This is a genomic window from Pseudomonas sp. dw_612, assembly GCF_018449725.1.
Lineage (GTDB): Bacteria > Pseudomonadota > Gammaproteobacteria > Pseudomonadales > Pseudomonadaceae > Aquipseudomonas.
The window spans coordinates 1-372 of the sequence record NZ_JAAVVC010000072.1; the positions used below are offsets into that span (position 1 = coordinate 1).

Consider the following 372-nt stretch of genomic DNA (forward strand, 5'->3'; position numbering starts at 1 on the left):
CGTGCCGGTATCGGTGGCGACGCCGAGGGTGACACCCTGATCAACATCGAAAAAGTCATCGGCACCGCGTTCAACGACACGTTCAGCGTGGACGGCACCACCGTGACCTTTGAAGGTGGCGCAGGTGATGACGTGTACATCATCAACGGCATCGGCGGCACGGTCATCGAGCAGGTCGGCGGCGGTAATGATGAAGTGCGTACCAACTACGGCACCCAGTCGCTGAACGCCAACGTCGAGCGTCTGACCTACACCGGCACGGGCGCCTTTGTCGGTTACGGCAACGCCAGCGACAACATCATCACTGGCGGTATCGGCAACGACACGCTGTTGGGTGGTGGCGGTGCCGACCAGTTCATCGGCGGTGCGGGC

At 62.1% G+C, this 372-nt stretch carries 1 pseudogene; it reads left to right on the top strand.

What is annotated here, in order from left to right:
- Positions 1–372 (top strand): annotated as a pseudogene (locus HB680_RS32525) (calcium-binding protein); the annotation flags it as partial.